Here is a 4,583-nt window from a genome sequence, read left to right on the forward strand (position 1 = left end):
GACCGGAGACCGGAGACCGGAGACCGGAGACCGGAGACCGGAGACCGGAGACCGGAGACCGGAGACCGGAGACCGGAGACCGGAGACCGGAGACTCAGGTTTCACGTGAAACGGCGTGCAGGAGTTCCGCGCCTGGGAGACGAGAGCGGAAGGAGCGGGGTTTGACTAGGACTCAGCCCTCGGCCGTCCTGATGGGCCGACCCGCCCTCGTTCCACGGCCGGGCTTTGGTGCCGAGGCCAGAGGGAGACGGTGCATACAGCGCCGCGCGACCGAGCGCGTCGAGCTCGCATCACGCGGTGGAAGTCCGTAGGACCTGTCTCCTGAGTTAAGCGTCGTCTCGATACCGCGCATTGGCGCCCGTCATCCAGCGGACACGCGGGTCGTGTCGTCGCGGCGGGTGCGTCGAGTCGGTCCAGTTACGTCGTACCGTTTGGATGAAAGGGCTGGGCTAGAAAGGTGCTTAGGCCAGCCGCAACGGGTGGCATTTGGGCGAGCGCTGTGAGGGCTCCGGACGCTGTCTAGCACGCTCGCAGACCGCGTCCACGTTGGCTCGGGCGACGAACGGCCTCGCCGGCCTGTATCGGATGACGCCGGTCGAGGCCGGTCCGACACGATCTCGAAGGCGAGTCCACAGCCATGCCTCCTAGCGCACGGACGCTGTGCCGCGGGCTATGGCTGTTGCCCATCAGAGAATCTTGGGGCCAGACGTCGCCGAGAACATTGCCGCGGTTGACCGCGCCAGCATCAAGGAGGAGCCCCTTCAGAACACGTCGTTCTGTCGTGTCTTCGTCGTCGATGCATAGCGGCTCGCCTGGATGAGTTGCGCTTGGACCGGCGCCGTCGACCGCTTGAATGCGTGAGTGCTTACGAGGCCTAGGCCTCGGGGACCACGGCGGCCGAGGCTCTCGCGGCAGACGGCCGGAGAGGTGCGGAGAGGGACGTGCGGTGAGGGAGGCGTGCGGAGAGGGACGTGCGGTGAGGGAGGCGTGCGGAGAGGGACGTGCGGTGAGGGACGTGCGGTGAGGGAGGCGTGCGGAGAGGGAGGCGTGCGGAAGGAACTCCGGCGGGCCGGGTCGGCCCGCGTTCTCCGCCGTGCATTCCATCACCACCCTCACCCCGTCCGAGGCCGTCGTCGAATCCCTGTCGATTGCCAGCGACGACGCTTCTTCAGATGCTGGCGGTCGCAAGCATCGAAGGCCATCGGCTGAGCTCCATCGGGCTCCGATATCTGCATCAGGGCAGACTCGAAGTTGGCCACATACGTCGTGCTGCCGAGCCGTCGTCTTCGATGCAGGGGCTCGACTGGATGAATGGCGCTTGGGCCGGCGCCATGAACGCTCTAGCGAAGGGGGCGTCGCCGCATCGTGGCCCGTCCCGCACCCCGCCGGAAGCGGCAGACATACGCCAGTCTTTGCGAGTACCGCAGTGGAGCGACCGTTGGACACCCGTCCTGGACGGCCCGATCGACTCGTTGCGTTGGACCCTTCAGTGCGTCGGGCGCGGTGCTCTCGGATTGGCAAGTTGGGCTGACTGCCTGGCGACGATGATCGTCCATCACGATGGCCTCGCAACGACGACCGCATCTTGGTGGCTGCTGAGTTCGCCGGAGACAGCGCTGGCGTGCGAACGAATCGTCGGAGCCGCAGTTGTCTGGACGCCTGGCGTCGGCGGTAATGAGGCCGGGGCCGCTTAACTCCAGGCCGAGCTTTCAACGACGACGACAACCATCGGTAGGCCGGCCAGACATCACCATGGTTGGTCTGGGCCTGTGTCCGGGATGGCGCCTGAGCGTTGCCGCGAGCGCCCACCACGGCAGCGGCGCGGCAGCATGTGGCGAGGGCGGTGCGGCGCGTAGCGGCGTCGAGGCAAGCCAACCTTGGCAGGCCCATCTCGAGGACGCGCAAGCCACTACGACAGCTGAGAACGATCGCGCGCCCGATCTCAAGTGTCTTGAATTTGGAGTAGGCGGCCACGCCCGGATGGCCAACGACCGGCTGCCGTTCTGACTGCGACAGACCAGCCACCCCTCTCGCTCGCCGGGCAGCATGCCATCGGAGGGGAAGCACTTGGTGGGGGTCGGCAGCGTCGGCACCCGCTCGTGGATCTGCTGCTGCTCCAGGGTCTCGCTGGTCCACCATCGAGGTCCGACTCTGGTCGCCGATGCTTAGCGCCTGACTCTCGCGAGAGCCTGAGGTTTGGCGTGGAGCCCGGATCGCCAAATCATCGGAAGGGAAGCTCTGAGACCAACCTCCGACACCAGGGGGTTCGAGGCGAGGTCGGGTCTGGACCACCTGCTGCCGTTGCCTCCAGGCCAACATTGCGGGAGGCGTTGTACGACGCCTGGCGTCGCACGGCAGCTGCAGCGCTCTATCGACGGACGGGGCGATGGAGCCACCTGCGCCCTGACATCCCGGACCGCGAGAAGAAAGGCCTGGGCCGCAGTCGACTGGGCGACGGCAATCGACTGGGCGATAGCGGGCCGCCGGAGCATCGGTCGCGAGAGTCGCGAGAGTCGCGAGAGTCGCAAGACGCCCCGAAGCCGCCGGAGCCGCCGTGTCGTCGGACTCGCGGCGCTGCTCCCAACAAGACAGGTGCCAGAGTGTCGCGCTGGCGCTGTCGACCCCCGCCATGGGGAACGCAAGAACCGACGGCCATCTCCCATAGACAGAGGAAGCGGCTCCCGGATCTCAGCCGCCCGGCAAGCCGACATGTGGCCACCTTCAGCCCACGAGAACTGAGTCCGAGCCGCCGGCCCGGAACTGCTGCGACTGGCTGGCGCAAGTGCCGCGATCAGACCGTCGTCCATCACCCGTCCCGCGGCAAACGAGCAATAGGCAGTCGAACCCGACCGCGCTTACCCGCCGCGACACGGGGCGATTCACTAAACCAACCCCACTCCAGCAAGCGTCACCGACGGCGCAGGCCGGCCCTCACGATCGTTCTCATCGCTCAGCAGCTCGCCGCCTCGCACACCACCGCCGGCGGGCGGGCACGGAGTGGTCCATAGCCCTTGTCGCGGGGGACGGATGCCGACGACCCGGGAAACGCGAGTGAGTCTCAGTCGCGTTCCCCGCGCCCGGTGCAGACCCCCCGACACGGCCTTGTATAAGTCCAGACCACTATCCACAACCTGTGCGTAACTGCTGTTGAGAAACCCGCCTGCGCCGTTTCACGTGAAACGCGACCGATGCAGAAGGGGTCATCCACCGCTTCATCCACAGGCTGCGCAAGCCTGCGACGTCGTGTTTCACGTGAAACGGGCTGGCCTGTGGATAACTTCTGTGGATAACTACTGGAGTACTCCTGTGCCCACATACTGTGATGACCATCGACGTTGATCTCGGCCATTGGGGTGCTCACGGGGTGTTACTCCACAGGCTAAAAATTGACTCGGGACAGTAGCCCTGGCCTGGGCTAAAGTCCCCTCGTGCCCGACAACTCAGTGCCGCTGCCCGACTTCACGCGCTGGCCTTCCTTTCCCTTCGAGGGCGACATGCGGGTCAAACCGCTGGCCGCCCCGGTGGAGGTCGAGCCGCCACGAAGCGGCGAGGATGCATCCGAGTGCGTCGCTTGCGGCACCGCCGACGACTCGTACATCTGGGTCAGTGAACGCTGGCGCGTTCGCGCCATGGACCGACCCACCGGCCTCCCGATGGTCTTGATCCTCGAGTGCCGTTCCCACCTCGACCTCGGCGATCTCCCGAACCTCTTGGCCGCCGAGCTCGGCGTCATGACGGTCCGGCTCGAACGCGCAATTCGCTCACTTGATGGCGTCGCCCGAGTCCACGTCAATCGCTGGGGCGACGGTTCCGCGCACCTGCACCTGTGGTTCCTCGCGCGCCCCTACGGCCGCCTCCAACTGCGCGGCACGTTCCTCTCCCTCTGGGACGACATCCTCCCGGTGATCCCCGAGCCGCAATGGCGCGAAAATCTAGCTCTCGTCGCCGCCTGGCTGGCCGGTTTCGGCGGCCAGGCGATCGCCGAACCCCCGCACATCCAGTGGGAGTCCCCCTCCACGATCAACTACTCGCCAAACGCGAACGCGAATGCGAATGGCAACGAAAGCCCAACCGCCGACCCGGAAACGGACGACCGCCGCCCAACGACCTTGGACGACATCGAGACGACCAAACCCGACGAGGCGCCGGCCCCAACGATCGCCGCCGAAAGCGGCGCGCTGGACCACCCCGCGGCAGAGCCGCAGGCAACAACCTAATTCCCCGCAGCCGTACGCGGCGGCGCGCCCACCCCAGCAGCCGCCGCCCGGCCTGCCTAGCAGCGAGCAACTCCCACCGGCAGGCCAATCGCCACAGAGACCCGGACAGGGATCAGCCGCAGCAGGATTCACAGCACAGGGGCGACCTTCGCCCCCAAAAGCGGATCGACAGAGTCCTGCCCGCGACAAGCCCGCGCGAGTGGCGTTCAGCGGAACGTGAACCCTCCACCGACTCTCAATATGGCTCTGTCGGCGGCCTAACCGGTGAATACTCGTTCGGCCCCGGCCCCGGCCCCGGCCCCGGCCCCGGCCCCGGCCCCGGCCCCGGCCCCGGCCCCGGCCCCGGCCCCGGCCCCGGCCCCGGCC

Annotated in this window: 1 protein-coding gene; it reads left to right on the forward strand. The window is 67.2% G+C overall.

What is annotated here, in order from left to right; all coding sequences use genetic code 11:
- The first annotated feature begins 3,428 nt into the window (after positions 1 to 3,428).
- Positions 3,429 to 4,217: a hypothetical protein gene (locus Ate02nite_RS38160; protein ID WP_203812791.1), complete on the forward strand. Its 789-nt coding sequence runs from the start codon at positions 3,429 to 3,431 to the stop codon at positions 4,215 to 4,217.
- Positions 4,218 to 4,583: the final 366 nt, after the last annotated feature.

Origin of the sequence: Paractinoplanes tereljensis, assembly GCF_016862435.1 — a bacterium.
GTDB classification, from domain to species: Bacteria; Actinomycetota; Actinomycetes; order Mycobacteriales; family Micromonosporaceae; genus Actinoplanes; species Actinoplanes tereljensis.